Origin of the sequence: Pseudomonas sp. JDS28PS106, assembly GCF_036706555.1 — a bacterium.
Lineage (GTDB): Bacteria > Pseudomonadota > Gammaproteobacteria > Pseudomonadales > Pseudomonadaceae > Aquipseudomonas.
The window spans coordinates 338,006-363,348 of record NZ_JBAJGT010000003.1; the positions used below are offsets into that span (position 1 = coordinate 338,006).

Here is a 25,343-nt window from a genome sequence, read left to right on the forward strand (position 1 = left end):
GTGATCAAACGCAATGCGAGTGGATGACTCAGTGATTATATGCCCGCTCGTTATGCTCACCCAGGTCGAGACCCATTTCTTCTACCGAGGCATGGGCGCGTAAACCAACTACGGCCTTGATTACCTTGAGAATGATCCAACTCGCCGCGAAGCAGTAAACACTGGTGAACACCACGCCCTTGATCTGCGAAATGAGCTGGTCGCCTAGTGTTACGCCTTCCACCAAACCGCCCAGCGACGGCACACAGAACACTCCGGTCAATACTGCGCCGATCATGCCACCAACGCCATGAAGGCCGAACACATCGAGACTGTCGTCATAACCGAAGCGCTTCTTCAACACAGTGACGCTCAGGTAGCAGAACACCCCGCACAGCAGACCAATCGCCAAAGCACCGCCTACCCCGACATATGCACACGCAGGGGTAATGCCCACCAGACCGGCTAAAGCGCCGCTTGCCAGCCCCAGCGCGCTAGGCTTGCCGACCTTGAACCATTCGATGAACATCCAGCCCAGGATGCCAGCGCACGCTCCCAGTTGGGTGTTGAGCATGACAATCCCGGACAAACCGTTCAGGCCGCCACCAGAGCCAATGTTGAAGCCAAACCAGCCTACCCAGAGCATTGCCGCGCCGACCATGGTCAGACTCAGGTTATGTGCGGGCATCGGCGCATTCTCATAGCCTTTGCGCTTGCCCAACATCAGACACGCCGCCAAGGCTGCCACGCCCGCATTTATATGCACTGCAGTGCCACCAGCGAAGTCCAGGACGCCCCAGTTATGCATCAACGCGCCCGCGCCACCCCAGACCATATGCGCCACCGGGGCGTAAACCAGAGTGAACCAGACCGCCATGAACAACAGAGCCGCCGAAAACTTCATCCTTTCGGCGAAGGCGCCAGCGATCAGCGCCGGCGTGATGATCGCAAAAGTCATTTGAAAGACTACGTAAACCCCCTCGGGGATACTGCCAACAAGGCTGTCAGGCGTCATGCCCGCAAGAAATGCACGACTCAAGCCGCCGACAAAACTATTGAAGCTGACCTGCCCCTCGACCATGTCCGTCGTGTCGACCACCAGGCTGTAGCCGTACATCACCCACAGCACGCCGACAAGGCCGGCGATGCCGAAGCACTGAGTAAACAGCGAGAGCATGTTTTTGGCCCGAACCAGGCCACCATAAAACAGCGCAAGCCCCGGAAGGCACATAAACAGCACCAGCACAGCCGCAGTGACCATCCAGGCCGTGCTGCCGGTATCGAGTGCCGTAGCGTCTGCCGCATGGGCCAAAGGAATACATGCGGTGAGCGCCGGTAACGCAAGAAGACATTTGCTGTGGAGACGGTTAACCATTTTCGTAGCTCCTGCATGGAATAGAAAAAATGTCGGGCAGAAAGCAAGGGAGATGGGATGGGCCTTTGCGGCCTCTTCTAGGTCGTCCAGAGAAATTGCATGATCGGCGAAAGCTGACTTGCCCACGACGGGGTCTTGTCACAGCAGTGGCTGCAGACAATGTCCGATCGCGGGCAAGCTCGCTCGATGCGAGGTTACTGTCTCAGTACTGCTGACCCGGGATCCATGAAGTACCAGCCAAAGGCACCCGTGCCATCGCTGCCGACTCTACGGTCAGGGCCACCAGATCTTCAGGATCGAGGTTATGCAGATGCGACTTGCCGCAGGCACGCGCCATGGTTTGCGCTTCCAGGACGAGCACACGCAGGTAGTTGGCCAACCGACGGCCTCCCTCTACAGGATCCAGACGTTTTGCCAGCTCTGGATCCTGAGTAGTGATACCCGCCGGGTCACGACCGTTCTGCCAGTCATCGTAGAAGCCTGCAGCAGAACCGATCTTCTTCAGTTCCTCATCCAGACGTGGATGGTTGTCGCCCAAAGCGATCAGCGCTGCCGTCCCAATGGCTACAGCATCCGCCCCCAGCGCCATGGCCTTGGCGACGTCGGCACCATTGCGGATACCGCCGGAGACGATGAGTTGTACCTTGCGATGCATGCCCATTTCCTGCAGCGCCTGAACAGCCTGAGGTATCGCCGGCAGGATCGGGATACCGACGTGCTCGATGAACACCTCTTGGGTCGCCGCGGTGCCGCCCTGCATGCCATCGAGCACGATAACGTCAGCACCGGCCTTCACAGCCAGCTTGACGTCGTAGTACGGACGGCTTGCACCGATCTTGACGTAGATCGGCTTTTCCCAATCGGTAATTTCACGAATCTCGGCGATCTTGATAGCCAGGTCGTCCGGGCCAGTCCAGTCCGGGTGGCGACAGGCAGAGCGCTGATCTACGCCAATTGGCAGCGTGCGCATACCGGCCACACGCTCGGTAACTTTCATGCCCAGGAGCATACCGCCGCCGCCTGGTTTGGCGCCCTGCCCCAGCACGATCTCGATGGCGTCAGCCTTGCGCAAGTCATCAGGGTTCATACCATAGCGCGACGGGAGATATTGGTAGACCAGGTGTTGAGACTGACCACGTTCTTCGGGCGTCATGCCGCCGTCACCGGTAGTGGTACTGGTTCCCGCGATAGTAGCGCCTCGCCCCAACGCTTCTTTGGCGTTGGCCGACAATGCACCGAAACTCATGCCAGCGATGGTGACCGGAATCTTCAGGTGAATAGGCTTTTTGGCGTAGCGGTTGCCAAGAATCACATCGGTGCCGCACTTCTCCCGATACCCTTCCAACGGATAGCGGGAAACACTCGCGCCAAGCAGTAGCAGATCATCGAAATGCGGCAGCTTGCGCTTAGTGCCACCGCCACGAATGTCATAGATGCCTGTTTCAGCGGCACGCTGAATTTCCTGAATCGTCAGGCGGTCGAAGGTAGCCGACTCGCGCAGTACCGGGGCTTTTGGAGTAGTGGAATCGCTCATGGTCTTGCTCCTGATCAGTACGCGGAGGCGTTGTCGACTTTGAAGTTGTACAGCTGGCGAGCTGAGCCGTAGCGCTTGAAATCCGATGCCTTCTCGTTGAACCCGGCGCGGTTCAGCAACTCTTGCAGCTCTTCGATGTGCTCGGCGCGCATTTCTTTCTCGATGCAATCCGACCCCAGTGACTCGACTTTGCCCTTAACGAATATCTTGGTTTCGTAGAGGGAATCCCCCAGCGCATCACCAGCGTCGCCGCAAACCACCAGCCGTCCCGCCTGACCCATGAAGCAGCTCATATGGCCGATGCTGCCGCCGACCACGATATCGATGCCTTTCATGGAGATACCACAGCGGGCACCCGCGTCGCCTTCGATCACCAGCAGCCCGCCATGAGCAGTGGCACCGGCAGCTTGGGAGGCGCTACCTTTGACGCGAACATAGCCCGACATCATGTTCTCAGCACAGCCCACGCCGACATTGCCGTGCACGGTAACCGAAGCCTTCTGGTTCATTCCCGCGCAGTAGTAACCAGCGTGCCCATGAATATCCACGGAAACCGCTTCATTAACGCCGACAGCCAGGTTATGGGCGCCATCCGGGTGGGTAACGACCCACTCACGCTCGTCGAGATTTTTGACTTGATCATGCAGGGCCTGATTCAGGTCACGCACGCTTGAGTTGGAAAGATCAATAGTTTTCATCTGCGTGCTCCTTAAGCCGACTCGCGTTCCCAGATGTACATGGTGGCGGGAACGGGTTCCCAGACTTTGGCATGTTCGATTCCCGGCAGGCTTGAAAGCGCCTGATATTCCGAAGCCATCGCGACGTAGTCGTCGGTCTCGGCGAGGATGGCCGGTTTACAGGCAATAGGGTCTCGGATCACGGCAAAGCCGTTGCGCGTGCCAATGGCAAAGGTGAAGAAGCCATCCAGTGCTTCCAGCGAGCTGTCCAGCGCGGTCTTGAGGGAGTCCCCCTGTTGCAGACGCCAGGCAAGATAGCCGGCGGCGACTTCGGTGTCGTTTTCGGTATCAAAGTTGATGCCTTCGCGGCGCAGCTCCTGACGCAGACGAAAATGGTTGGACAATGACCCGTTATGCACCAAGCACAGGTCGGCCCCGGTAGAGAATGGATGGCTGCCTTCCATGGTTACGGCGCTCTCGGTGGCCATACGGGTGTGACCGATGATGTGGCTGCCTTTCATGCTGCCCAACCCGAAACGCTCGGAAATCTCCTTGGGCAGACCCATGCCCTTGAGGATCTCGATGCTCTTTCCGGCACTCATGATGCGCACGCTTGGCGCCAGTTCGCCCAGCGCGGCACGTACGACGGCTTCTTCTGCTTTGACCTTCAGCACCACGGCGCTCGCGTTTTGAAACCAGTCAAGCGAGGCTCCAAGCTTGCCTTCCAGCGCTCCGATCAGGGCTTTGAAATCATACTCTTCGGTCGTTGCTTGCAAGGTCAGCTTGACCCAACCGTCACCTACTTCGTCGCCGTAGATAGCAAAGCCGGCACTGTCAGGCCCCCGGTCGGTCATGGCTTCGAGCATTGGCTCGAATAGCTTGCCAAGCCGGGATTCCAGCGCGGGATTTTTCAGGTATAGCCCCACAATTCCACACATATTCATAACTCCTGGGCAGAAGATACCCAACCCACCGGCCGGGCATCAGAAACAACGGGTTAAACGAGAGGGTTAGAAGAATTCGGTGTAGCGATTCACTTCCCAGTCCGAAACGTGCCGGCTGTACTCGACCCACTCCATGCGCTTGAGCTTGATGAACTCACCGACGATTTCCTTGCCCATAACCTCGGCAAACAAAGGATCGGCTTCCAGTGCATCACAAGCTTCCTTGAGCGACTGCGGAAGTGTCTTGATGCCCTTCGCTGCAATGGCATCCAGGCCCAGGCTGTAGAGGTTTTCGTTGCAAATCTGGTCGGGCATCAGTTGCCGCTCGATACCATCCAGGCCAGCCGCGATGATTGCGGCACTGACCAGATAGGGATTGCAGCCCGCGTCCGGCAGACGGAACTCCAATCGCCCGTAAGGCACACGTACCATTGCCGAGCGGTTGTTGGCACCGAAGGCAACGAAGGCTGGTGCCCAGGTGGCGCCGGACAATGAATTACCGACCACCAGACGCTTGTACGAGTTGACGGTCGGCGCCGCGAACGCACAGAGCGCTGGGCCATGTGCAAGGAGGCCGGCGGCAAAGTGATAGGCCAACTTCGACAGTCCCATGCCGTTCTTGTCTGATGCATCAAAAAACAGGTTTTTGCTCTCAGCGCTGGCGATCGAGAGGTGGAAGTGCATGCCGTTGCCGGCGCGCTTCGGGTCTGGCTTGGGCATGAACGAACAAATCATGCCCAGATCGTTGGCGATCTCCCCCGCCGCCATCCGAAAGAAGGTAAAGCGGTCAGCCGACTCCATGGCCTCGCTATAGGTGTAATTGATTTCAAACTGGCCGTTGGCGTCTTCGTGGTCGATTTGATAAATATCGAAGCCGACTGGCTGCAGCGCTTCGGTGAGTTTTTCCAGAAACTCACGAGAGCGCGATAGACCCTTGTAGTCGTAGCAAGGTTTGTCCAAGGTATCGCTTGCATCGACCAACTGAAGCTTGCCGCTTGCATCGCGACGCATCAGATTGAATTCTGGCTCGAGGCCCGTGTTCAATGTCCAGCCCTTGGTTTTGAGACGCTCGACCTGCTGCTGCAGAACGTAGCGACTGTCATAAGGCCAAGGCTCACCGTTGACGTGGCCGATGCAGACAACACGCCCGTAGCCCGGCTGCCATGGCACCGGCGTCAGTGTCGAGAGGTCACCCTTCGCCATAAAATCGGGGCCGTGGGGCTCCATGCCCATGCCGCTGATTGCAAAACCGGCGAAACCCGCTCCCTCTTCCGCGACCATCGATAATCCCGTAATGGGCACCGACTTGGTCTTCGCCGAGCCATGGATATCCACGAACTGCGCAAGCACGTACTTGATACCGTGTTGTTCGATCAGGCGCTGGGTGTCTGCTGGTAACATCGTATTCATGCTCCATATTCCGAAGAGGAATTTAACTTTCCCATAAGGAATGCAAGCTCCTTGCCAACAAACCGACCCGCCCCATGCGTACCCCTCGCACAAGCTTTTTTTCTGTTTATATGGGAATATTGGTTTCTTGACAGGAATAAGGGCTCTAGCGCTCTGTACGGCAGTCTCGCTTTTGCACATTCCTGGGGCGAAATATTTTTTATTGATCTGAAACAGTGCGCGGGTAGTGAGTATGCAATCCAATACACAGCCGAAATTGAAGCTCGAGCAGTATCTGGGAATCCAGATCAAGCGGCAGCGGCAGGCGCAGGATTTGAAGCTTGCAGACGTCGCAAGGATTGCAGGCATCAGCCAAGGCATGCTTAGCAAGATCGAAAACGCTCAAGTGTCGACAAGCCTCGATAATCTCAGCCGTCTTTGCGACGTGCTGGGCATGCCCATGTCCAAATTGTTTAGTCAATATGACCAGCCAGGCAGCAGTGCCATTCTGGTAAAGCGCGACGAAGGCCTGGAAGTCGTGCGCCGCGGTACCGAAAAAGGTCATACCTATCACCTCCTCAACCATACGCGCGGGCCCAAAAAGAGTTTCGAGGCATACATGGTGAGCATGGACGATGCGAGCGAGGAGTTTCCAACCTTCTCTCATCCTGGCACGGAGTTCCTACACCTGCTGGAAGGTGAATTGGTGTACCGGCACGGCAATCAGCTGTACCACATGGAGGCGGGGGACAGCCTGACGTTCGATGGGGATGTCCCCCATGGGCCTGAGGAACTGGTTCGAGTACCCATCAAGTTGCTGTCTATCATGAATTACGGCACCCACACCGAGTAGCCGTAGCCACGTCCAGCTCCCCTTGGGCTGGACGCTTCCCCCGCAAACCGCCTCAGAGCCCTCCCCCCTTTTAATTCCTGCTAGTTAAAAAAGTTTCCAGATAGGTATGGACTCAGCGATCCCTTTCGCCTATAAATCCTCATAAGGAATATTTAATTCCCAATAAGAAATTTTATTCGCCTACAAAATTAGTTTTTGTCCTTGAATTTCGCCTCGTACCGAGCTGCCTCCACATTCAGAGGAAACGTGATGCAACACGAAAAAAACCATTTCATCCTTAAGATCAGCTGCCCGGCGACCTCCGGCATCGTTGCAGCGGTCACCTCTTACCTCGCGGGTAACGCCTGCTACATTGGGGAAATGGCGCAGTTCGACGACGAAATCAGTGGCAAGTTCTTCATGCGGGCCGTATTCCGTTTCAACGACGGTCACAGCGGAAACATTGCCGACCTGAAGGCGGGGTTCGAAGACGTGGCCCAGTCCTTTGATATGAGCTGGGAACTGCATGACACCCGCAAACCAATGCGCGTGCTGCTTATGGTGAGCAAGTTCGACCACTGCCTGACTGACCTCCTCTATCGGTACCACAAAGGCGAGATGGATATGACCATCACCGCCATCGTGTCGAATCACTTAGATCTGCGGCCTATGGCCGAGCGAGAGGGCATCCGTTTCATTTACCTGCCCGTGGCCAAGGAGACGAAAGCGCAGCAGGAGGCTGCGCTGATGAAAGTGGTTGATGAGACCGAGACTGACCTGGTTGTGCTCGCGCGCTATATGCAGATCCTGTCAGACGATCTTTGCAAACAGATCTCCGGCCGTGCGATCAACATCCATCACTCCTTCCTACCGGGGTTCAAAGGTGCCAAGCCCTATCACCAGGCTTATGAACGTGGCGTGAAACTGATCGGTGCGACCGCCCATTACGTTACGAGCGATCTGGATGAGGGCCCGATCATCGAGCAGGAAGTCCAGCGGGTTGATCATGCCTTTCTGCCTGAGGATCTGGTCGCCATCGGCCGAGACACAGAGACGGTAGCTCTATCCAAAGCGGTGAAATATCACCTGGAACACCGTGTATTCCTGAATCAGGACAGAACGGTGATCTTCCGATGAACACAACCAAATTGATTGATGGCAAAGCAGCTGCCAACAGGGTGATGAAGCAGGTAAGAGGCGATGTGGATCGGCTGAGAGCCGAGGGCATCTGCCCTGCCCTGGCGGTCATTCTGGTAGGGCAAGACCCTGCGAGCCAAGTTTATGTTCGAAACAAGATCCTTCGCGCCCAAGAGGCCGGTATCCAGTCACTGGAGTACCGGTTGAGCGCTGACACTTCACAAACCGAATTGCTCAAACTCATTGCCGACCTGAATGCGGACGAAGCGGTCAACGGTATTTTGCTGCAGCTTCCCTTACCCGAACACATTGAAGAACCTTTGGTACTTCAGGCTATTGCGCCGGGGAAAGACGTGGACGGGTTTCACAGTGAAAACGTTGGCGGTTTGAGCCAAGGTCGCAATGTACTGACGCCGTGTACGCCGAGCGGCTGCATGCAATTGCTTGAAGAGGCGTGCGGTGAACTGGCCGGCAAGCATGCAGTGGTCATAGGCCGCTCGAACATTGTCGGCAAGCCCATGGCTGCACTCCTGCTCAAGGCGCACTGCTCGGTGACCGTAGTGCACTCACGCAGTGTCGACGCCAAAGCGCTGTGCCGCCAGGCCGATATCGTGGTGGTGGCCGTCGGTCGCCCTCGGATGATCGACGCCAGTTGGCTCAAGCCCGGCGCAGTGGTCATCGACGTCGGCATCAATCGCATAGAAGAAGGCGGTCGCAGCCGTCTTGTCGGCGACGTCGACCTGGAGAGTGCACTGCCCCAGGTTTCTGCCATCACGCCCGTGCCAGGCGGCGTAGGCCCGATGACCATCGCATACCTGATGAAAAATACCGTTATCGCTGCCGTTCAACAGTTCCAGGCGAAACGCAGCCAATCGGAGGCCGTATGCCTTTCAATCTCCTGAAGTACGGGTTCAGCTCGGAGTATCCGGTAGAGGTCGACTTGCCGGCACCCAAAGAACTCAAGTCATCTTATGACGTGGTGATCATCGGCGGCGGCGGGCATGGTCTGGCTACAGCCTATTACCTGTCCAGATACCACGGGGTCACTAACATCGCGGTACTGGAAAAAGGTTATCTGGGCGGGGGCAACACGGCACGCAACACCGCCGTAATTCGCTCCAACTATCTGACCAGCGAAGGCGTGAAGTTCTACGCAGAATCAGTGCGGATGTTTGAGGGGCTGTCCAATGAATTCGACTTCAACATCATGTACTCCCATCGCGGCCAGCTGACGCTGGCACACACTGACGCCACCGTGCGCTCGTTCCGCCAGCGTGCTGAGGTGAACAAGCATTTTGGCGGTCGTACCGAGATGATCGACCGTCAGCAGATTCGTGAACTGGTGCCGACTCTAAACCTCGACCCTGGGCATATTCCGGTGCTTGCAGGGCTTTGGCACATCGATGGCGCTACCGCGCGCCACGACGCCGTGGCCTGGGGATACGCCAAACAAGCCGCCAAACGCGGTGTAGAGATCCACCAGCTCACGGAAGTGCAGGAGCTTGTCATCGAAAACGGAACCATAACCGCCCTCAAAACCAACCGCGGTACCGTCAAGTGCGGGTGCGCGGTTCAGGCTGTAGCGGGAATGAGCTCACAGCTGATGAAAAAAGCTGGCATCCGCTCGCCGATCCAGACTTTTCCCCTGCAGGCTATGGTCACCCAGCCGTTCAAGCCGTTCCTCGACCCGCTGGTCAGCTCGTCCGCACTGCACTGCTATGTGCAGCAAACCAGCCGGGGTGAGGTGGTATTCGGCGGCGGTTCTGATCCATACCCGCTGTTCAACACCCGCTCAACGCTGGATCTCAAGGAAAGCCTGTTGGCGCATGCCATTGAAATGTTCCCCTTCCTGGCCAACGCGAAGCTGATGCGCCAGTGGGCGGGAATAACCGACATGACCCCCGACTACAGTCCGATCATGGGCCTCTCACCAGTAAAGAATTACTACCTCGACGCAGGCTGGGGCACATGGGGCTTCAAGGCGACGCCTATTTGCGGCAAAACCATGGCCGAACTCGTGGCCAGCGGCGGCAAGACGCCGGAACTGATCAAGCCATTTGGTCTGGAGCGGTTTTCCACCTTCCGGCAAGTCAACGAAATGGGCGCTACTGCGGCCAGCCATTAACGGAGAGCGTCCAATGAAAGTCATGACTTGCCCGCTCAACGGGCCGCGCAACATCAGTGAATTCACCTACGGCGGCGAGTTCAAGCAGATGCCTGATGCGCGGACCTGCACCGACGCCGAATGGGCCGATTACGTGTTTAACAGCGAGGATACGCTGGGAGTTGTGCTCGAGTGGTGGATGCACACTCCCTCCAGCTACTGGTTCCTGGCTGAACGTCACACCGGCAGCGATGAAATCATACGCACCTTCGATCCCAAGGAAATTTTCAATACCCGGGTCGATTTCCAGGCCGCAGCCCTCAAGGAGACCGCGCGATGAGCCGCTTGCCCGCACCTATGGGGTTGCTGATCAACCGCAATCAGCCCCTGGTTTTCAATTTTGACGGCAAGCCGTATCACGGCTTCGAGGGCGACAGCATCGCCAGCGCTCTGCTTGCCAATGGCCGATTCCTTTTATCCCGATCGTTCAAGTACCACCGCCCACGCGGGCCGCTCAGCATGGCCGGGCAAGACGCCAACACCCTCGTGCAGCTGCCGAGTGAGCCCAATGTGCTGGCTGACAGTCACCCGTTGGAAGACGGTGCACAGGTCACTGGACAGAACTTCAACGGCTCGCTGGATAACGACAAAGACGCCTATCTCGGTAAATTCTCCAAGTTCATGCCGGTGGGCTTTTACTACCGCTCTTTCTACAAACCCAAAGGCGCGTGGAAAGTCTGGGAGCCGGTCATCCGCAAGAAAGCGGGTCTGGGGGTGCTCGATCTGAAGTTCCAGCCAGAGTATTACGATAAAGCGTATCTGTTCGCTGACCTGGCGGTGATCGGCGCGGGCCCCGCCGGCATGCAAGCGGCGCTGAGCGCTGCCAACGCCGGTGCCAAGGTGCTGCTGATCGAACAACAACCGATTCTGGGCGGCTCGCTGACCTACGCCCGCTTCGACCTGGATGGCAAACGAGCCGAGACACTGCGACACGAGCTGGTAGAGGCGGTTGAAGGCCACGCCAATATCCGCGTGCTCAAAAAAGCCACTTGTAACGCCTGGTTCACCGACAACTATTTACCGGTGATCCAAGGCAAGCGCATGTATAAGGTGCGCGCGACTCAATGTCTGATCGCCAGCGGCTCGTTCGATCAACCGGTCATCTTTCGTAATAACGACCTGCCTGGCGTGATGCTGACAAGTGCTGCCCAGCGACTGATGAAGCTTTACGCCGTCAAGCCCGGCAAGCGCGCGGTGGTGCTCACAGGGAATGACGATGGTTACCTGGCTGCTCTGGATCTGCATGAACAGGGCGTCCAGGTGGCCGCGTTGGTCGACATGCGCGCCAATCCCGCAGACCGCGCCTTGCTATTGGCGCTGGAAAAGCGGGGTATCATTTGCCACCTCGGCAGCACGGTGTTCGAGGCGCTGCACGAGAAAGGGATGCGACATGTCAGCGGTGCCGACATTCGCAAGATAACCGGCCAAGGCCAGGTTGCAGGCAGTGGCGCCATAGTAAGTTGCGATCTGCTCTGCATGTCTGGCGGCTACATGCCGGTCTACCAGCTCCTGTGCCAGGCTGGCGGCAAGCTCGCTTATGACGATCAGATCGCAGAGTTCACCCTCAGCGGCTTGCCAAAACGGCTTAGTGTTGCAGGTTCTGTGCACGGCTTTCACAAGCTGGATAATGTGCTGGCAGATGCCGTCCGCGTGGCTGCGGACATCGTTACCGCACTCAGCCTCACGCCGGAAACTGCTCCTTCGCCCTCAGCACCATCCGCTGAAGCTCAGGTCAATTTTCCATGGCCCATTTTTCCCCATCCCAAGGGCAAGGATTTCGTCGACTTCGATGAAGACCTGCAGGTACGAGACATCATCAACGCTACAAAGATCGGGTATCGCGACGTCCAACTGGTCAAGCGTTATTCCACGGTCGGTATGGGCCCATCCCAAGGACGCCACTCAGCGCTGCCGACAGCACGCTTGGTCGCGTCGTCGACCCAGCGCAGCATCAGCGAAACCGGTGTTACCACGGCGCGCCCGCCTTTTGAGGCCGAGAAGCTTGCCCACGTCGCCGGGCGCGCCTTCGACCCTTACCGGCAAACACCGATGCACCGCCGCCATGTCGATGCGGGAGCCAAGATGATGCCCGCGGGGATCTGGCAGCGCCCGGCCTATTACGGCAAAGCCAGCGAGCGCGACAAGTGCATGCAGGCCGAAGCCATGCACGTGCGCAACAAGGTCGGAATCATCGACGTTTCGACCCTGGGCGGACTGGACGTGCGCGGCCCGGATGCCGCCGAGCTGCTCAATCGAATGTACACCTTTGCTTTTTTGAAGCAGCCCATCGGTCGCTCGCGTTATGCACTGATGACCAACGAGCATGGCGTGGTGATTGATGACGGTGTCTGCGCGCGTTTCGGTGAAAACCATTTTTACGTTACCGCGACAACCAGCGGCGTGGATCGAATCTATCAGCAGATGCTCAAGTGGAATGCCCAATGGCGTCTGAACGTCGACATCGCCAACGTCACTGCAGCGATTTCAGCGGTCAATGTCGCCGGGCCGGATTCGCGCAGGGTTCTGGAAAAGGTCTGCCAGGATCTGGATCTTTCGCCAGAGGGCTTTCCCTATTTAGCAGTACGTCAAGGGACGGTGGCCGGGATCAAGGCACGTTTGTTGCGGGTCGGTTTCGTTGGCGAACTGGGCTATGAGATTCATGTGCCAGCCCGCCACGCGCTCAAACTGTGGGATGCGGTGATGCAAGCTGGCGCGGCCTTCGACATCCGCCCTTTCGGCGTTGAATCCCAGCGCTTGCTGCGGCTGGAAAAAGGCCACGTGATTATCAGCCAAGACACCGACGGTATGACCCATCCGGCTGAAATCGATATGGGTTGGGCGGTCAGTCGTAACAAACCATTCTTCGTTGGGCGTCGGTCGGTGGACATTCTTGAAGCCCAGCCGCAGACACGCAAGCTGGTCGGCTTCACGCTGCCTAAAGCAAGTCCGCAACCGCTGGAGGGTCATCTTGTGCTCAAGGGTACGGACATCAGCGGCAATGTTACTTCGTGCGAGTACTCACAGTCCCTGGGCAAGATCATTGGCCTTGCCTATGCCGCCTTTGATCAAAGCGAGCCGGGACAACAGATTCCGATTCGCGTCGAGGGAGGCGTCACCGTCCATGCCACCGTCGTGAAACTGCCTTTTTTCGATCCTGAAAACCAACGCCAGGAGCTCTGACATGACCAACCTCAATGCTAGCGGGCTCGGCCCGCTCCAACGATGTGCATTGATAGACCTCACCGAGATACCCAGGGTTGGCTTTCGTGGGCCCCAAACTGCCGAGTACTTGAAAGCTCGCGGCTTCAGCCTTCCCGATGCTCCAAACCGCGCATTGGTACAACCTGATGGAAGTCAGGTCGCGCGCCTGTCGCAAACGGAGTATCTCATTCTCGGAGGAATGCTTGACCGGGGGATGCGAGTTGCCGACGAAGAGGCCCGTTGGGAGCAGGATCATATGGCCAACTACCTGCTGCCTCGCGAGGACAGTCATGCATGGATCCAGCTGAGTGGAGTCTACACAGCAGATGTGATGGCAAAGCTGTGCGGGGTCGACCTGCGAAGCGATGCTTTTCCAAAAGGCGCTGTGGCCCAGACGTCCGCCGCGCGCATCAACGTGATCGTGGTCAATACGAGCACTGAGGCAAATCCATGCTTCCAGCTCCTGTGCGATCGTGCATCAGCCGAATATTTCAAGGGTGCTCTGGTCGATGCGATGGCGGAGTTCGATGGGCGGGAGTTGGATGTTTCGAGCATCCACTGAATAGCCGAAGCATCGTCCATCTGGCGCGGAGCCGCAAAGTCTCACGGTTAGGGAACCCACCCGGCTTTCGAAGCCGGCAGCAAATGCCCCCCAGCCCCTGGATGTCAGGTGTTTGGGGGGGCGATCTGGATCGGCCTCACTGGGCCTTGGTCACCGCCTTGTGGAGATCTAACTGCTGGTACATAGGGCGCTGCTCGCACGGAACTTCTGCTCAAAAACCTTCCTTACATTACTCAAAGGAGTATCGGGCCATGGTCGAGATAGCTGCGAGAGATACTGATTACAGCGTGCCCGCATTGGCCCGCGGGCTCACGGTGCTGAGTCTGTTCAACGCAGGCACTCGCAGTTTAAGCGTCCAGGACATTGCCGATCGGTTGGAGGTCACCAGCTCTGCCATCTACCGGATCCTGTTTACCCTCACAGACATGGGCTATCTGAAGAAACATGGGACTCAGTACGAACTGGGAGCGAGCGTCATCAGCAACGGCTTTAGCTATCTGGCCAGCCGCGATATCGTCGATGTGGCCATGCCATACCTTAACGAACTTCGGGATCGCACATCGCTTTCATGCCACCTGAGTGTTCGGGAACATACTGAAAGCCTGTACTTGTACCGCGCCTTTGCCGCACAACGACTGTCTGTAAATATTCCGATTGGTACGCGCATTGCTTGTCATTGCACGGCAATCGGCCGAATGCTCTTGACGGGACTCACGCAGACCGAACTGGCATTGCTCTATCAACACATCCGTCTCGACGACTATGCCCCCCCGGCACCTCGAACACAGCCTGAACTTCAGGAAATGATCCAGGCGGACAGAGAGAGGGGCTGGGTAATTCATCGCTCCGATTACTCTACAGCCATCGCGACGTCGATCAAGAATCATAGGAATCAGGTCGTCGCAGCGATCAATCTTTCGGGGCCAGATGCAGTCATGGATCCTGAGGGTGCCAAGGAAACCTTTGAGGCTTTGTTACGCGACTGCGCTTTCAAAATCAGCCGGGATCTTGGCTACGTTCCACCTGAGCATGAGCGTGGGCCGTCAGCACTCCAAAAGCGGCACGTTGGATAAATCCTGTTGGTCTCAGGATCTCGTCCTGAACGTCAGTACCAGCTGACAGAAAATTCGGACGATTTGATGGCTGGGCCTTGAATAGGCTCAGTCTTTTTTTTGCGCAGCAGATCGACTGCCTCGACTAAGGCACCCTGCACTGGCCGACGAATGTCAAAAACACCGGTTACTGTGGCGAGTATTTTTTCTGGCTGAAACTTGCGTTGAGACTCAACGGCCCTGCTGCTCAGCATCATCCGGAGCCAATACCGGTTGCAGGCAGAGAGTCGTGGGAATAAGCGGCGCATTGTCGCTTATACAGATTTAAAGGTACCTGACCCTATCGTGCGGTCTGCTAACATGCTGCCGACTGACCGCTGGCCGTTTCACTGGTCACAGGCGCTGGGCAGCCCTGTTTCGATGCTCCGGTCTGTAGCGCCTGAAAATCTAACCACGCCTGATAGGCCTTGCCCCTGAACACCCGGGTTTAAGCTATCACGCTGATCCCCGCTTTTGATCAGACCACCTTCGATGACGCTCTTCTACCTCAAGTTGCTCATAACCCCTGCACTCATGCTGAGCATTTCAATGGCGGCCAAGCGTTGGGGCATACGCATAGGAGGACTTCTATCCGGACTTCCCGTCACGTCAGCGCTGGTCATGCTGTTTCTCGCTCTGGAGCAAGGGGAAGCCTTTGCGTCGGTGGCCATACCTGGCGCTTTGGCAGGCCTGACAGCGATTCAAGCCACGTATTTGTTCTACTTCTGGGTTACGCGAAGAATCTCAGTGCTGTCGGGATGTATCGCAGCCCTTGGCTGCTATGGTGTAACTGCCTTTATGATGAGCCGTCTGGATTCGCTCACTTTATGCGTCGTGACGACGCTGCTGCTCATCGCATTGATCATCCGTGCGACGTCCGGGGAGCCGCAGATACACGCTACCATGTATGCACCGTTGCCTCGCTGGGTCATACCAATGAGGATGTCGACGGCAACCCTTTTGCTAATCGCAGTGACAGCAAGCGCGAACTGGCTAGGGCCTGTTATCAGCGGGTTGCTGGCACCGATTCCGGTGATAGCCTGGCCCCTTGCAGTGTTCGTCCATGTTCAAAGCGGGCGTCATGAACTAAGTGCAATAATACGAGGCAACGCGATCGGAGCCGTCGGCGTGGTAGGTTTCTACCTGACTCTCAAAGCGTCCTTAGTTCTTTGGGGCGCCCTGTTGGCAATCACGACCGCCGTGGCATTGGCAGTCGTGACAACCTACATGTTGGCAACGTTGCTTGATCCACGTTGACCAAGCGCGCAACGCCAAGCGGCCCTTCCGCCCTTAAACTCGGTCACGTGGATGAACCGCTGATTTCCTGCCGGTACGGCGGAGTAGAGCTTCCAATGCTTGTCGCCCTATCTCAAAATGCAGGACTTCGCTTCGTTCAGAGCCCACTGACGCCAACGTTTGAGGTCTTCATCGCGAAGTAGATTGAGTGCTGCGCTCGAAATGTTGCAGGCTTTTCCCAGGGTGCGATTGCATCGATCAGTCGAGCTCGTATTGGACGGACAGCTGTTCCTTTTTTTGTTTCACTCGCACGATACGGATGTTACCGACTTCCTGGGTTGACTGAACGTGCGTACCTCCGCACGCAGTTGCGCTCAGCTCGCCCCAGGTAACCGTACGCCGTCCCTCGCTGCTAGCGATTTCGCGAGGCAAGTCCCGGGCTATCAACGAGACTATATCGGCTCGTAATATGTCCTCTGTCATAGGCTGGGCCTGACCAGTCAGCTCGAAGACGACTCGACCTTCACCTGGACGATGGTTGCCCTTGAGGGCACGCCAACCATATTTCTCTCCAACAGAGGCTATCAAGTGCCCGGCCGAATGGTAGCGGGAGTGTAAAGCACGAGTCTCGCTGTCCACTTTTAAGATAACCGGCCCTAACTCCAGAGGCGTGTCCGTAACGTGAATAACGCCGTCGTCACCCTGCACGGCCTGGAGCATGCTTGCGGAACCAATCAAGCCCGTGTCGGAGGGCTGGCCCCCTCCTTGGGGATGAAACAGCGTAGCGGCAAGCACAACGTGATAATGGCCGTCCTCATGTAGTGAACAGCCAAGTACGGTCGTGGCCAGTTCGAGCTCATCGTTATTGAAATAAATTCTTTCAGTCATTGATCTTGCCTAGGGCGTTAGCACTATTGAGTGACGAACCCGGACAGGTCTGGACTCCAGGGCCTGTCCGACTCCATGAAGACGGCCGGGATTCCTTTCCATGGTACAGGTAGCATCCGTTATGACCGCGCCTTTTTTGGCGGACGTCAGGTCGACAAGCTTCTGCGCAAGATGCACTTCACCCCTCACGAGGTGTGCGAGCTTGATGAGCTCGAAGCCATCGTGACGCTGGTTGCTCACGGTGTTGGCGCAGCGCTCGTGCCCGAAACGTTGGGGCAAGGCCTGGCCTGCAGGCATGCGCGCCTTGGATCTGGGAGAACACACCTTTTATCGAGACATCGGCCTGGTTCATCACTCCAACCGCAACATGAACGAGCCCGTCATGATCCTGGCTAGGCTGCTCGAAGAGCTTGCTCGAAAAATAGCTCCCGGCAATTAACGATGCAGCTTCTCCCACGCGGGCTGTTATGGTCATCAGTGCCTCTAACGCTGATTTAATGGGAGTTCGAATTTGTCACCCCTCCTCTAGGAGGTTAGAGATTCATTTCCCCGCGCCAGGTATTTTTCAACGCATCAACCAGCTCGATCGCCACTTTACCAATGCCCTATATCGCTGCCCTGGATCTGTCTCGTTTGGCAGTGGCGACGATCATTCCAGCTGCAAACAATGCCACGGCTGTTGCGCAGATCAACCCATTTGTCTGCGCACCCGGCACGAACTGCATGAACGATGAGAAAAACTGCCCTGCGAATATCGCCACGGAGAGCCAAGCTAGATTGCGGCCTCGACGGACGGTATGACTAAGTTCAATAGTCATGTGGTTAAGCAATGGAACAGTGAGCCCAAATCCCAGGCCTAAGCACAGTCCCCCCTCAATCATTAGCGTCAAGGCATCGGCATTTACGAACGCTAAATGCCCCAAAACGTAGAACAAGAAGCCAAAAATCAGCGTCCCGTGCTCACCCAGTTTGCGTGCTGCGCTCGGCATAACAGCGGCCGCGCCCACTGCAACCAAGGAAACATAGGAAAGAAAATACCCGACCTGGGCTTCATCGAGGTCAAGCTCATGCAGGCGGAGTGGGAGCACCACGATCGCTGTAAAAAATACAATCATGGAAAGCGCGGCTGAAATGAAAACAACCTTAAGAGCACCTGATAGTGCCAAAGTACTTTCGCCGGGTTCGGAAGAATACTTGGCGGTGGAAGGCTGAGGCACGCAAACCAGCACTACTGCAAGCAGCCCCCAGGCAAGGAGGTACAGCGTAAACGGCCACTGCCATCCTAAGTTGGCCAGCAGTCCGGCCATGAACAGGAAGATTACGCCCCCGAACTCAATAGCCATGCCCTGCTTGGCAATCATTTTCAGACGAGCTTTGCCTTCATAGAACTCCGAAATCAGCCCTGTTCCGGCTGCCATGATCATGGCAGTAGCGCCACCCAAAAAAAGCCTGTCGACAAACACCAACGGGCTTTGAAACAAGAAACCTGCGATTCCAAGCAGTCCATAGACGAAGAGACCCAGGCACAGGGATTTGTAGAGTCCTATCCGATCGATAAGTTTGCCCGCCATTGGCCCAAAGACAATCACCCCTAGCGATGGGATGGTGACCAGCCAACTAGCTGATTCCTCGGCTCCCAGATGCCGAGCAATGTTGGGCAAGCCAGGCACGATGACGCACCCCACCATGATGGTCAGTGAGGCGACCGCCAGCAGAGCGAAAGAGCCAAAGCGCGTTAGCTGTGGATGCAGCGCTTTATCCGACATGTGGAACACCTATCCGTTTAACGGAACGAAGCATCTTGGGATATTCTGTCAATGTCAATGAGAGGGCCGACGAATGGCCGAGGGGGTAATCGTGGTATCCGAAGTGGACGGTGGTGGAAAGCAAGTCATCGCACGAGCTGCGGCAGTACTCAAGACACTGGAAAATCAGCGCGAAGGCTTGAGCCTAAGCCAGGTAGCCAAGGCGTGCGGACTACCGCGTACAACAGTGCATCGGATCGTCACTGCGCTCGAAGCTCAGCAGCTGGTGATCACCGGCAGCTCGGGAGTTCGTCTAGGCCCTGCACTTGTCAGACTTGCGGCGTCTGCTCACACAGACCTTGTGGCGATTGCCCGGCCTTATGTTGAGAACCTCGGACGGCGTACGCGCGAGACGGTAGATGTCTCCGTTTACCGTGGGCTTCACGCCATCTCTGTTGATCAATATCCGTCGGATCAGGAATTGCGTGTCGTTTCTCCAGTCGGCACTGCATTTCCCATCCACTGCACTGCTCACGGCAAGGCGCTCCTAGGGATGTTTCCGGACGAGCTTTTAAGCCTAATGTTGGCTGAGCCACTTGAACGTCGAACTTCGGCAACTCTTGTCTCGAAAATGAGGCTAATCAAGGACATTTGTATCAGCAGGGAGCAGGGATGGGCCATTGACCAGGAGGAACACGCGCCAGGAGTTTGCGGCATTGGTGTAAATATCCGCAGCGGGCTGTCCGAACACTACGCGATTTCACTGGCAGTCCCAACGCTACGTTTTCACGACAATCTCGAAGTACTTAAAGCCGCTCTGCTTCAATGCAAAGCAGAGGTTGAAGCGGTAATCGGGGTGTGAACACTATGGATATTGCCGAGAAAGCCCTGCGAGTCCCCATAAGCAGCTCACTCGGTTTACCCTAGCTACACTTTCCGTTCCTTCACCACAGCGCCCAGTAATCCGCCAAGAGCGGAGCCTGACATGCCTGCGATAGTGGTGCCCCCCACGTCCCTAGATCTTGAATGACCAGCCCCTAGCCGATCTCGAAAGTTGCCTTCCTCCTCTACCATCACATTATCGGTTAGCTGAGCGTCGCAACCTGAAAGATGAAGTAGTAGCCGTCGTGCATATGCGCCAGCCTTTGGACTGACCTCGGCCAAGTATTGAACCGCAGCGAGTTAAAGGCACTGCTCAGTCAAGGCCGGGGTGCATGAACCGTCCCGGTCAACCTCATCGCTGATTCCTGCCTTCAATACATCGCTCAGCGGGATTCATTGGGCGCATTCTCTAACGCGCTCCACAGCTTATCTGAGGCATTACGGAACCGGAGATCTTCCCTCGAATCGCCAGAGGCTACCTAGATGGCTCGTGGGGACTACGGTTGGACATAGGGTTATGGGCGGCGAGCGTTTCGGAGATGGTGGGAGTAAAGGCTGTCCATCATTTCGAAAAAAATGGACAATGGACAAGAAATTTTTAACCTACTGATTTATATGGATTTACTTTGTCCATTTGGGTCTTTAGTTCACGCGTACAGAACTTCGACAAGACCATCGTCTCGATCCCGACCTGGCGCCTGATGTCCGAGTCCTTCCGTAACTGGCGCGGCATGCAGCAATCGGGTGGACGCCGCATCAAGCGCAGTCTGTTCATCGATGCCAGCGGCGTCCGTTTCGTGCGCGACGACGAAGAACAGCGCCTCAGCCAGGTCCGCCTGCTGACCGACTACATCGGTCGCAAACAGGCCGAGCTGCTAGCCTGGAACCAGGCCCAGGGTAACGTCGCCGAGATGTCCGCCAACCGCCGACGCATGACCAACATCGGCACCTTCCGCGCCTACGCCCTGGCCTACCTGAAAAGCCATCCCGGCGTACACCCGGACATGACCTGCATGGTGCGCCAGCTGCAACCGACCGGCCAGGGCATTCCGCTGGAAATCTACTGCTTCACCAACACCACCGTCTGGGCCGACTACGAACGGATTCAGGGCGACATTTTCGACTACCTGCTGGCAGTAATGCCGGAGTTCGGGCTCGGGCTGTATCAGGAGCCGAGCGGGACGGATATGCGGGTGGGGTTCGGTAATCGGTAAGCGCCGCGTTCCACCTTGACCGCTGAAAAATTGTAACGGCAACCTGCTGTGGATTGACCGTAATGTCGGTTGCCCATAGGATTGCCGCAACCACAACCTCCACGCCTCGGGCGGGCTTCGGCCTGAACTGCGCACCAGGGGGTTTCTTTTTGCCTGTAATAAAGAGAGCAGGATGCTCTGATGGCGACGCGCATACCCTTTACAAAGCCTGCCAGGACCACCTCAGAACTGCTTTGTCACCTGTTAACGAAAGCACTCACCATCCGGGATGAGTAGAACGCGCTGCACGCACTCAGCCTGATCGGTTATTACCGACTGCTGATCTACATGCGTCCACTCCAGAACTCGCGGCCCAGACCCCCTCGGCAGGGCCGCAGTTTTATCTCGACGCCCGCCATTTCACCAGCACGCGCGGGCATGCTTCATTCATGCGTGCGGTCTGCGATCCCAACACCCTGAAGCATCAGCCTGTTGTTCATTACCACAAAACCTATGACGACCCGGCGCATGCTCCGATATGGGCCTTACTCGAAGCTGTGACCTTCGGATCGCTCTCCCATCTGTTCGCCAGCCTTCATCTTCCCCACAGAAAGTCTGTAGCCAGGGTTTTCGGCTTTGATGAAAAAGTCTTGGCCAACTGGTTCAGAAGCATCAACCTTCTTCGCAATGTATGCGCCCATCACGCCCGCCTTTGGAATAAAAACAATCTGGTGAACGTGCCCATCATGGCGAAAAGCCTGAAGAGCGAATTTCCTGCCCAGGCAGATCAGGGGCCAAGATGGTATAGAGAAAGCACCATCGCTTGTAAAACACTGACACATAGCCTTCATGACCATCCGTCGCTCTGATGGCACCGCTCCGTCATGGGGAAGCCGAATCAATGGAAGTCATAAAAGGAGTTTCACCATGAAAATGATTCGTCCTCATCAACTGGCTCTTGCGTTGTGCCTGGGTGCCATCGTTCCTCTGAGTTTCGCCGGCAGCAGTACCGGCGGAGCGTTGCCGCCGGGACAGGGTCCGAGTTCCACCGTGACCCCTGGCGGGACCCACAGCGGTGGCAATAGCGCTACCGACAACGCCAACGATGCCGGCAGCGCAGGCCCGGGCGGCGCGAGCGGTACCGGTGGTTCCATGAATGGCAATGGTGGCGGTGCCGACGGCGGCACAGGTGGCGCGGGCAGCGGTGCCAGTGGCGGTGGCGGCGGTGCCGGAAGCGCTGCGGGCGGCGCCGGTGGTGGCGGCGGGTCTGATGGCGGCGGCGGTACCGGCGGCGGCGCGGGCAGCGGCGGTGGCGGCGCAGGCGGCGGCGGCGGCGGCGGCGGCGGAAGCTGATCCGTCAGGCCAGAACACAAACGGCACCGCATCGGTGCCGTTTTTATTGCGATCACTACGCTGACTCAGCGCGCCAGCCGGGCCTGGCCCTGGCGGCTGATCCAGACCGACGCCACGATCACACCACCGCCAACCAGCAGGCGCGTGAAGTCCTCATGCTGGTTCCAGATCAACAGGTTGATCAGCAGTCCCAATGGCACATGCAGGTTGTTCATCACCGCCAGGGTTCCGCCGTTAACCATGCACGCGCCCTTGTTCCACCAGTACATGCCCAGCGCTGTCGAGCACAGTCCCAGGAACAGCAACACACTCCATTGCAAGGAGTCCTGCGGAAGATGCTGCGCATTGCCGAACAGCAGGAATGCCGGCAGGACGATGATCAACGCACCCAGGTAGAAGTAGCCGAAGCGGCGATAATGCGGCAGGTCGCTGGGGTGCCGCGCCACCAGATGCTTGTACAGCACCTGTCCGGCGGCGTAGGTGAAGTTGGCAAGCTGCAGCAGCAGGAATCCGCCCAGGAAATCGCCGTCCAGCCCGTCGTAGCGAATGACGCCCGCGCCCAGCACCGCGACCAGCGCGGCCACCAGCGCCCAGGGATTGAAACGCCGATTGAGCGCGTCCTCGATCAAGGTGACGTGCAACGGCGTGAGGATCGTGAACAGCAAGACTTCCGGCACCGTCAGCACCCGGAAACTCAGGTACAGGCACACGTAAGTGATGCCGAACTGCAAAGCGCCGATCAGCAACATGCCGCGCATGAACGGCGCCTCGACCTGACGCCAGCGCGTCAACGGGATGAACACCAGCCCCGCCAGCACCACCCGGATCAGCACCGCGAAGTAACTGTCGACGTGGCCTGCCAGATAGACGCCGATCAGGCTGAAGGAAAACGCCTGGATCAGCGTAACGATAAGTAGATAGCCCATGCTTGCCCCTTTTTTGAAGGCGGCGACCTTAGCGGGTCCCGTGTCGGCCTGTCCATTCAAAATCGGTGACGGATTGCCGCGCATGAAAAAGACCCGATGACCGCCACCGGTTTGAGCCGGCGGGGTCTATCGGGTCATGCACCCAGGAGCGGGAGGTGCCAAAGAAATTGCGGTGAAGCCTGATCAGGCCAGCTGGACCATTTGCGCACGGGCCTGGGTCAGGCCCTTGGTGCCGAAGTCGCCGCCCATGTTCAGGCCTTCTGCGTGAACGAAGCTCACGTCATGGATACCGACGAAGCCCAGCACCTGACGCAGGTAAGGTTCCTGATGGTCCATGGGGCTGCCGGTGTAGATGCCACCGCGAGCGGTGAGCACGAAAGCACGCTTGCCGGTCAGCAGACCCTGCGGGCCGGTCTCGCCGTATTTGAAGGTCACGCCGGCACGCAGCACGTGGTCGAACCAGGCCTTGAGCGTGCTGGGAATGGCGAAGTTGTACATGGGCGCGGCCAGTACAACGACGTCGGCGGCGATCAGTTCATCGGTCAGCAGGTTGGAGCGCTCCAGCGCGGCCTGCTCGGTTTCGCTGCGCTGATCGGCGGGCTTCATCCAGCCGCCCAGCAGGGTCGAATCCAGATGCGGAACAGGCCTTGTGGCCAGATCGCGTACGGTGATTTCGTCGGCAGGATGCGCCGCTTTCCACTGGCTGATGAATTCCTGCGTCAATTGGCGGGACACGGAATCCTGTTGGCGGGCGCTGCTTTCGATGATCAGTACGCGGGACATGTTTGGGATCTCCATCGGATAAGTGGGGTAAGTCGATGGAGCGAAGATTAAAGATCAACCTATCGATTAAAAAGCGCAAATATCTGCTGCGATTCATCGAATAATTTGTTTTATAGAAGTTGGCGCTCTACTCTCAGCGCATTTCAAACCGGCTCGCAATTGAGCTTGATGCGCAGCTTGATAATGCTGCGATTGAAATGCGAGGTGACGTCGACGCTCTTGCCCGCTTCCACCTGTACGCGCCGGGTGCGCGGCGCCTCGGGACCGTTGCGGAAAACCACCGAGCAGCGGGCGTCCACCGTGCCGTAATTGTTGATGGATATCGAGCCGACGTCGTGGAATACGTCATGGGCGTTGTAGTCCACCTGCACGCCGTCGATCTGCTTTTCCACTTCGATCGGATAGGCCATCGCGGAGAGCGGCAATAGGGTCAGCACTGCACAGCACAGACGATTCATTCGGCAATTCCTGAACAGGGATATCTGTTCGATACAGTAAACAGGAAAAGAGGAAAGACACAATGAAAGCGCCCCGCGTGACGCTCGATCAATGGCGCACTTTGCAGGCTGTGGTCGACCATGGTGGTTTTGCCCAGGCCGCCGAAGCCCTGCACCGATCCCAATCGTCCGTGAGCTATACCGTGGCCCGCATGCAGGATCAGCTTGGCGTGCCGCTGCTGCGCATCGACGGTCGCAAGGCCGTGCTCACCGAAGCCGGCGGCGTGCTGCTGCGCCGTTCCCGCCAACTGGTCAAGCAGGCCAGCCAGCTTGAAGATCTGGCCCACCATATGGAACAAGGCTGGGAGGCCGAGGTGCGTCTGGTGGTCGACGCCGCCTACCCCACTGCCCGACTGGTGCGAGCACTGCAGGCGTTCATGCCGCAAAGCCGTGGGTGCCGGGTGCGTCTGCGTGAGGAGGTGCTTTCGGGCGTGGAAGAGGTGCTGCTCGAAGGCGTCGCGGACCTGGCGATCAGCGGCTTCAGCATCCCCGGCTACCTGGGTACGGAAATGAGCACTGTGGAGTTCGTGGCCGTCGCGCATCCCGAGCATGCCTTGCATCAGGCCAGCCGTGAGCTGAATTTTCAGGATCTGGAAACCCAGTTGCAGGTGGTGATCCGCGATTCGGGACGCCAGCAGCCGCGCGATGTCGGCTGGCTGGGCGCGGAACATCGCTGGACGGTCGGCAGCCTGGGTACCGCGACCACGTTCGTGAGCAACGGTCTGGGCTTCGCCTGGCTGCCCCGGCACATGATCGAGCGCGAGTTGCGCGAGGGCGTGCTCAAGGTGCTGCCGCTCGATAAAGGTGGCAGTCGCAATCCTGCGTTCTATCTTTACTCCAGCAAGGACAAACCGCTCGGCCCGGCGACACAGATTCTGGTCGAGCTGATTCGCACTTTCGACACAGCGCCCCTTACAGCGGCTTTCGCGGCGCCTCAACAAGCCTGACAGGAGTG

General features: G+C 57.4%; 22 protein-coding genes and 3 pseudogenes. 15 read left to right on the forward strand and 10 right to left on the reverse strand.

What is annotated here, in order from left to right:
- Positions 1-28: 28 nt before the first annotated feature.
- The 5 genes from TRP66_RS06880 to glnT form a co-directional block, all read right to left on the reverse strand.
- On the reverse strand, positions 29-1,354 hold the full coding sequence (locus tag TRP66_RS06880) for an ammonium transporter (protein WP_333400823.1): 1,326 nt from the start codon (positions 1,352-1,354) through the stop codon (positions 29-31).
- A gap of 202 nt (positions 1,355-1,556) precedes the next feature.
- Positions 1,557-2,888, reverse strand: coding sequence for an FMN-binding glutamate synthase family protein (locus TRP66_RS06885; protein ID WP_333400621.1), 1,332 nt, complete (start codon positions 2,886-2,888; stop codon positions 1,557-1,559).
- A 14-nt stretch (positions 2,889-2,902) separates the two neighbouring features.
- Entirely contained in the window at positions 2,903-3,586 is a 684-nt protein-coding gene (locus TRP66_RS06890; RefSeq protein ID WP_333400622.1) for a protein glxC, read from the reverse strand.
- Positions 3,587-3,597: 11 nt separating this feature from the next.
- A complete protein-coding gene (locus TRP66_RS06895) occupies positions 3,598-4,503 on the reverse strand; it encodes a class II glutamine amidotransferase (protein WP_333400623.1) in 906 nt (301 codons plus the stop codon).
- Between the two features lie 72 nt (positions 4,504-4,575).
- Positions 4,576-5,910, reverse strand: a complete 1,335-nt coding sequence (glnT, locus tag TRP66_RS06900) for a type III glutamate--ammonia ligase (RefSeq protein ID WP_333400825.1) — start codon at positions 5,908-5,910, stop codon at positions 4,576-4,578.
- Positions 5,911-6,151: 241 nt separating this feature from the next.
- Here glnT and TRP66_RS06905 point away from each other — a divergent pair, with 241 nt between their 5' ends.
- The 9 genes from TRP66_RS06905 (at position 6,152) to TRP66_RS06945 (ending at position 16,142) form a co-directional block, all read left to right on the forward strand.
- Positions 6,152-6,751, forward strand: a complete 600-nt coding sequence (locus tag TRP66_RS06905; RefSeq protein WP_442965178.1) for a helix-turn-helix domain-containing protein — start codon at positions 6,152-6,154, stop codon at positions 6,749-6,751.
- 249 nt (positions 6,752-7,000) lie between these two features.
- Positions 7,001-7,867: a formyltetrahydrofolate deformylase gene (gene purU / locus TRP66_RS06910; protein WP_333400625.1), complete on the forward strand. Its 867-nt coding sequence runs from the start codon at positions 7,001-7,003 to the stop codon at positions 7,865-7,867.
- Complete coding sequence (folD, locus tag TRP66_RS06915) at positions 7,864-8,769, forward strand: bifunctional methylenetetrahydrofolate dehydrogenase/methenyltetrahydrofolate cyclohydrolase FolD (protein WP_333400626.1); 906 nt, start codon at positions 7,864-7,866, stop codon at positions 8,767-8,769. The genes purU and folD overlap by 4 nt, the downstream gene beginning before the upstream one ends.
- The gene (locus TRP66_RS06920; protein ID WP_333400627.1) at positions 8,751-9,992 is read left to right on the forward strand and encodes an FAD-dependent oxidoreductase; all 1,242 of its coding nucleotides are present in this window, start codon (positions 8,751-8,753) and stop codon (positions 9,990-9,992) included. The genes folD and TRP66_RS06920 overlap by 19 nt, the downstream gene beginning before the upstream one ends.
- Positions 9,993-10,005: 13 nt before the next feature.
- Entirely contained in the window at positions 10,006-10,311 is a 306-nt protein-coding gene (locus tag TRP66_RS06925; RefSeq protein ID WP_333400628.1) for a sarcosine oxidase subunit delta, read from the forward strand.
- Complete coding sequence (locus tag TRP66_RS06930; RefSeq protein WP_333400629.1) at positions 10,308-13,211, forward strand: 2Fe-2S iron-sulfur cluster-binding protein; 2,904 nt, start codon at positions 10,308-10,310, stop codon at positions 13,209-13,211. Before TRP66_RS06925 ends, TRP66_RS06930 begins: the two co-directional genes overlap by 4 nt.
- Before the next feature lies 1 nt (position 13,212).
- Positions 13,213-13,794, forward strand: a complete 582-nt coding sequence (locus tag TRP66_RS06935) for a sarcosine oxidase subunit gamma (RefSeq protein WP_333400630.1) — start codon at positions 13,213-13,215, stop codon at positions 13,792-13,794.
- 251 nt (positions 13,795-14,045) lie between these two features.
- Positions 14,046-14,867 (forward strand): IclR family transcriptional regulator, encoded by an 822-nt coding sequence (locus tag TRP66_RS06940; RefSeq protein WP_333400631.1) that lies wholly within the window; start codon positions 14,046-14,048, stop codon positions 14,865-14,867.
- Between the two features lie 510 nt (positions 14,868-15,377).
- Positions 15,378-16,142, forward strand: a complete 765-nt coding sequence (locus TRP66_RS06945; protein ID WP_333400632.1) for a hypothetical protein — start codon at positions 15,378-15,380, stop codon at positions 16,140-16,142.
- Positions 16,143-16,379: 237 nt separating this feature from the next.
- On the opposite strand, the gene TRP66_RS06950 is transcribed toward TRP66_RS06945, so the two are convergent.
- Positions 16,380-17,009: an alanyl-tRNA editing protein gene (locus tag TRP66_RS06950; RefSeq protein WP_333400633.1), complete on the reverse strand. Its 630-nt coding sequence runs from the start codon at positions 17,007-17,009 to the stop codon at positions 16,380-16,382.
- Between the two features lie 114 nt (positions 17,010-17,123).
- On the opposite strand from TRP66_RS06950, the pseudogene TRP66_RS06955 reads away from it, so the two are divergent.
- A pseudogene (locus TRP66_RS06955) lies at positions 17,124-17,448 on the forward strand (LysR substrate-binding domain-containing protein); the annotation flags it as partial.
- 166 nt (positions 17,449-17,614) lie between these two features.
- Here TRP66_RS06955 and TRP66_RS06960 read toward each other — a convergent pair.
- Entirely contained in the window at positions 17,615-18,775 is a 1,161-nt protein-coding gene (locus TRP66_RS06960; RefSeq protein WP_333400634.1) for an MFS transporter, read from the reverse strand.
- A 73-nt stretch (positions 18,776-18,848) separates the two neighbouring features.
- Between TRP66_RS06960 and TRP66_RS06965 the strand changes: the two genes are divergently transcribed.
- The 4 genes and pseudogenes from TRP66_RS06965 to TRP66_RS06980 all read left to right on the forward strand — a co-directional run bounded on the left by TRP66_RS06965 (position 18,849) and on the right by TRP66_RS06980 (position 22,182).
- On the forward strand, positions 18,849-19,616 hold the full coding sequence (locus tag TRP66_RS06965) for an IclR family transcriptional regulator (protein ID WP_333400636.1): 768 nt from the start codon (positions 18,849-18,851) through the stop codon (positions 19,614-19,616).
- A gap of 670 nt (positions 19,617-20,286) precedes the next feature.
- Positions 20,287-20,850, forward strand: a pseudogene (locus TRP66_RS06970) (mechanosensitive ion channel family protein); the annotation flags it as partial.
- A gap of 425 nt (positions 20,851-21,275) precedes the next feature.
- A pseudogene (locus TRP66_RS06975) lies at positions 21,276-21,698 on the forward strand (Abi family protein); the annotation flags it as partial.
- Between the two features lie 58 nt (positions 21,699-21,756).
- A complete protein-coding gene (locus TRP66_RS06980; RefSeq protein ID WP_333400637.1) occupies positions 21,757-22,182 on the forward strand; it encodes a hypothetical protein in 426 nt (141 codons plus the stop codon).
- 65 nt (positions 22,183-22,247) lie between these two features.
- Here TRP66_RS06980 and TRP66_RS06985 read toward each other — a convergent pair whose 3' ends face one another.
- The 3 genes from TRP66_RS06985 to TRP66_RS06995 form a co-directional block, all read right to left on the reverse strand.
- On the reverse strand, positions 22,248-23,108 hold the full coding sequence (locus tag TRP66_RS06985; protein ID WP_333400638.1) for a carboxylate/amino acid/amine transporter: 861 nt from the start codon (positions 23,106-23,108) through the stop codon (positions 22,248-22,250).
- A gap of 183 nt (positions 23,109-23,291) precedes the next feature.
- Entirely contained in the window at positions 23,292-23,891 is a 600-nt protein-coding gene (locus TRP66_RS06990) for an FMN-dependent NADH-azoreductase (protein WP_333400639.1), read from the reverse strand.
- 143 nt (positions 23,892-24,034) lie between these two features.
- A complete protein-coding gene (locus TRP66_RS06995) occupies positions 24,035-24,349 on the reverse strand; it encodes a 3-phosphoglycerate kinase (RefSeq protein WP_333400641.1) in 315 nt (104 codons plus the stop codon).
- 62 nt (positions 24,350-24,411) lie between these two features.
- Between TRP66_RS06995 and TRP66_RS07000 the strand changes: the two genes are divergently transcribed.
- A complete protein-coding gene (locus TRP66_RS07000; protein ID WP_333400642.1) occupies positions 24,412-25,335 on the forward strand; it encodes a LysR family transcriptional regulator in 924 nt (307 codons plus the stop codon).
- Positions 25,336-25,343 lie beyond the last annotated feature (8 nt).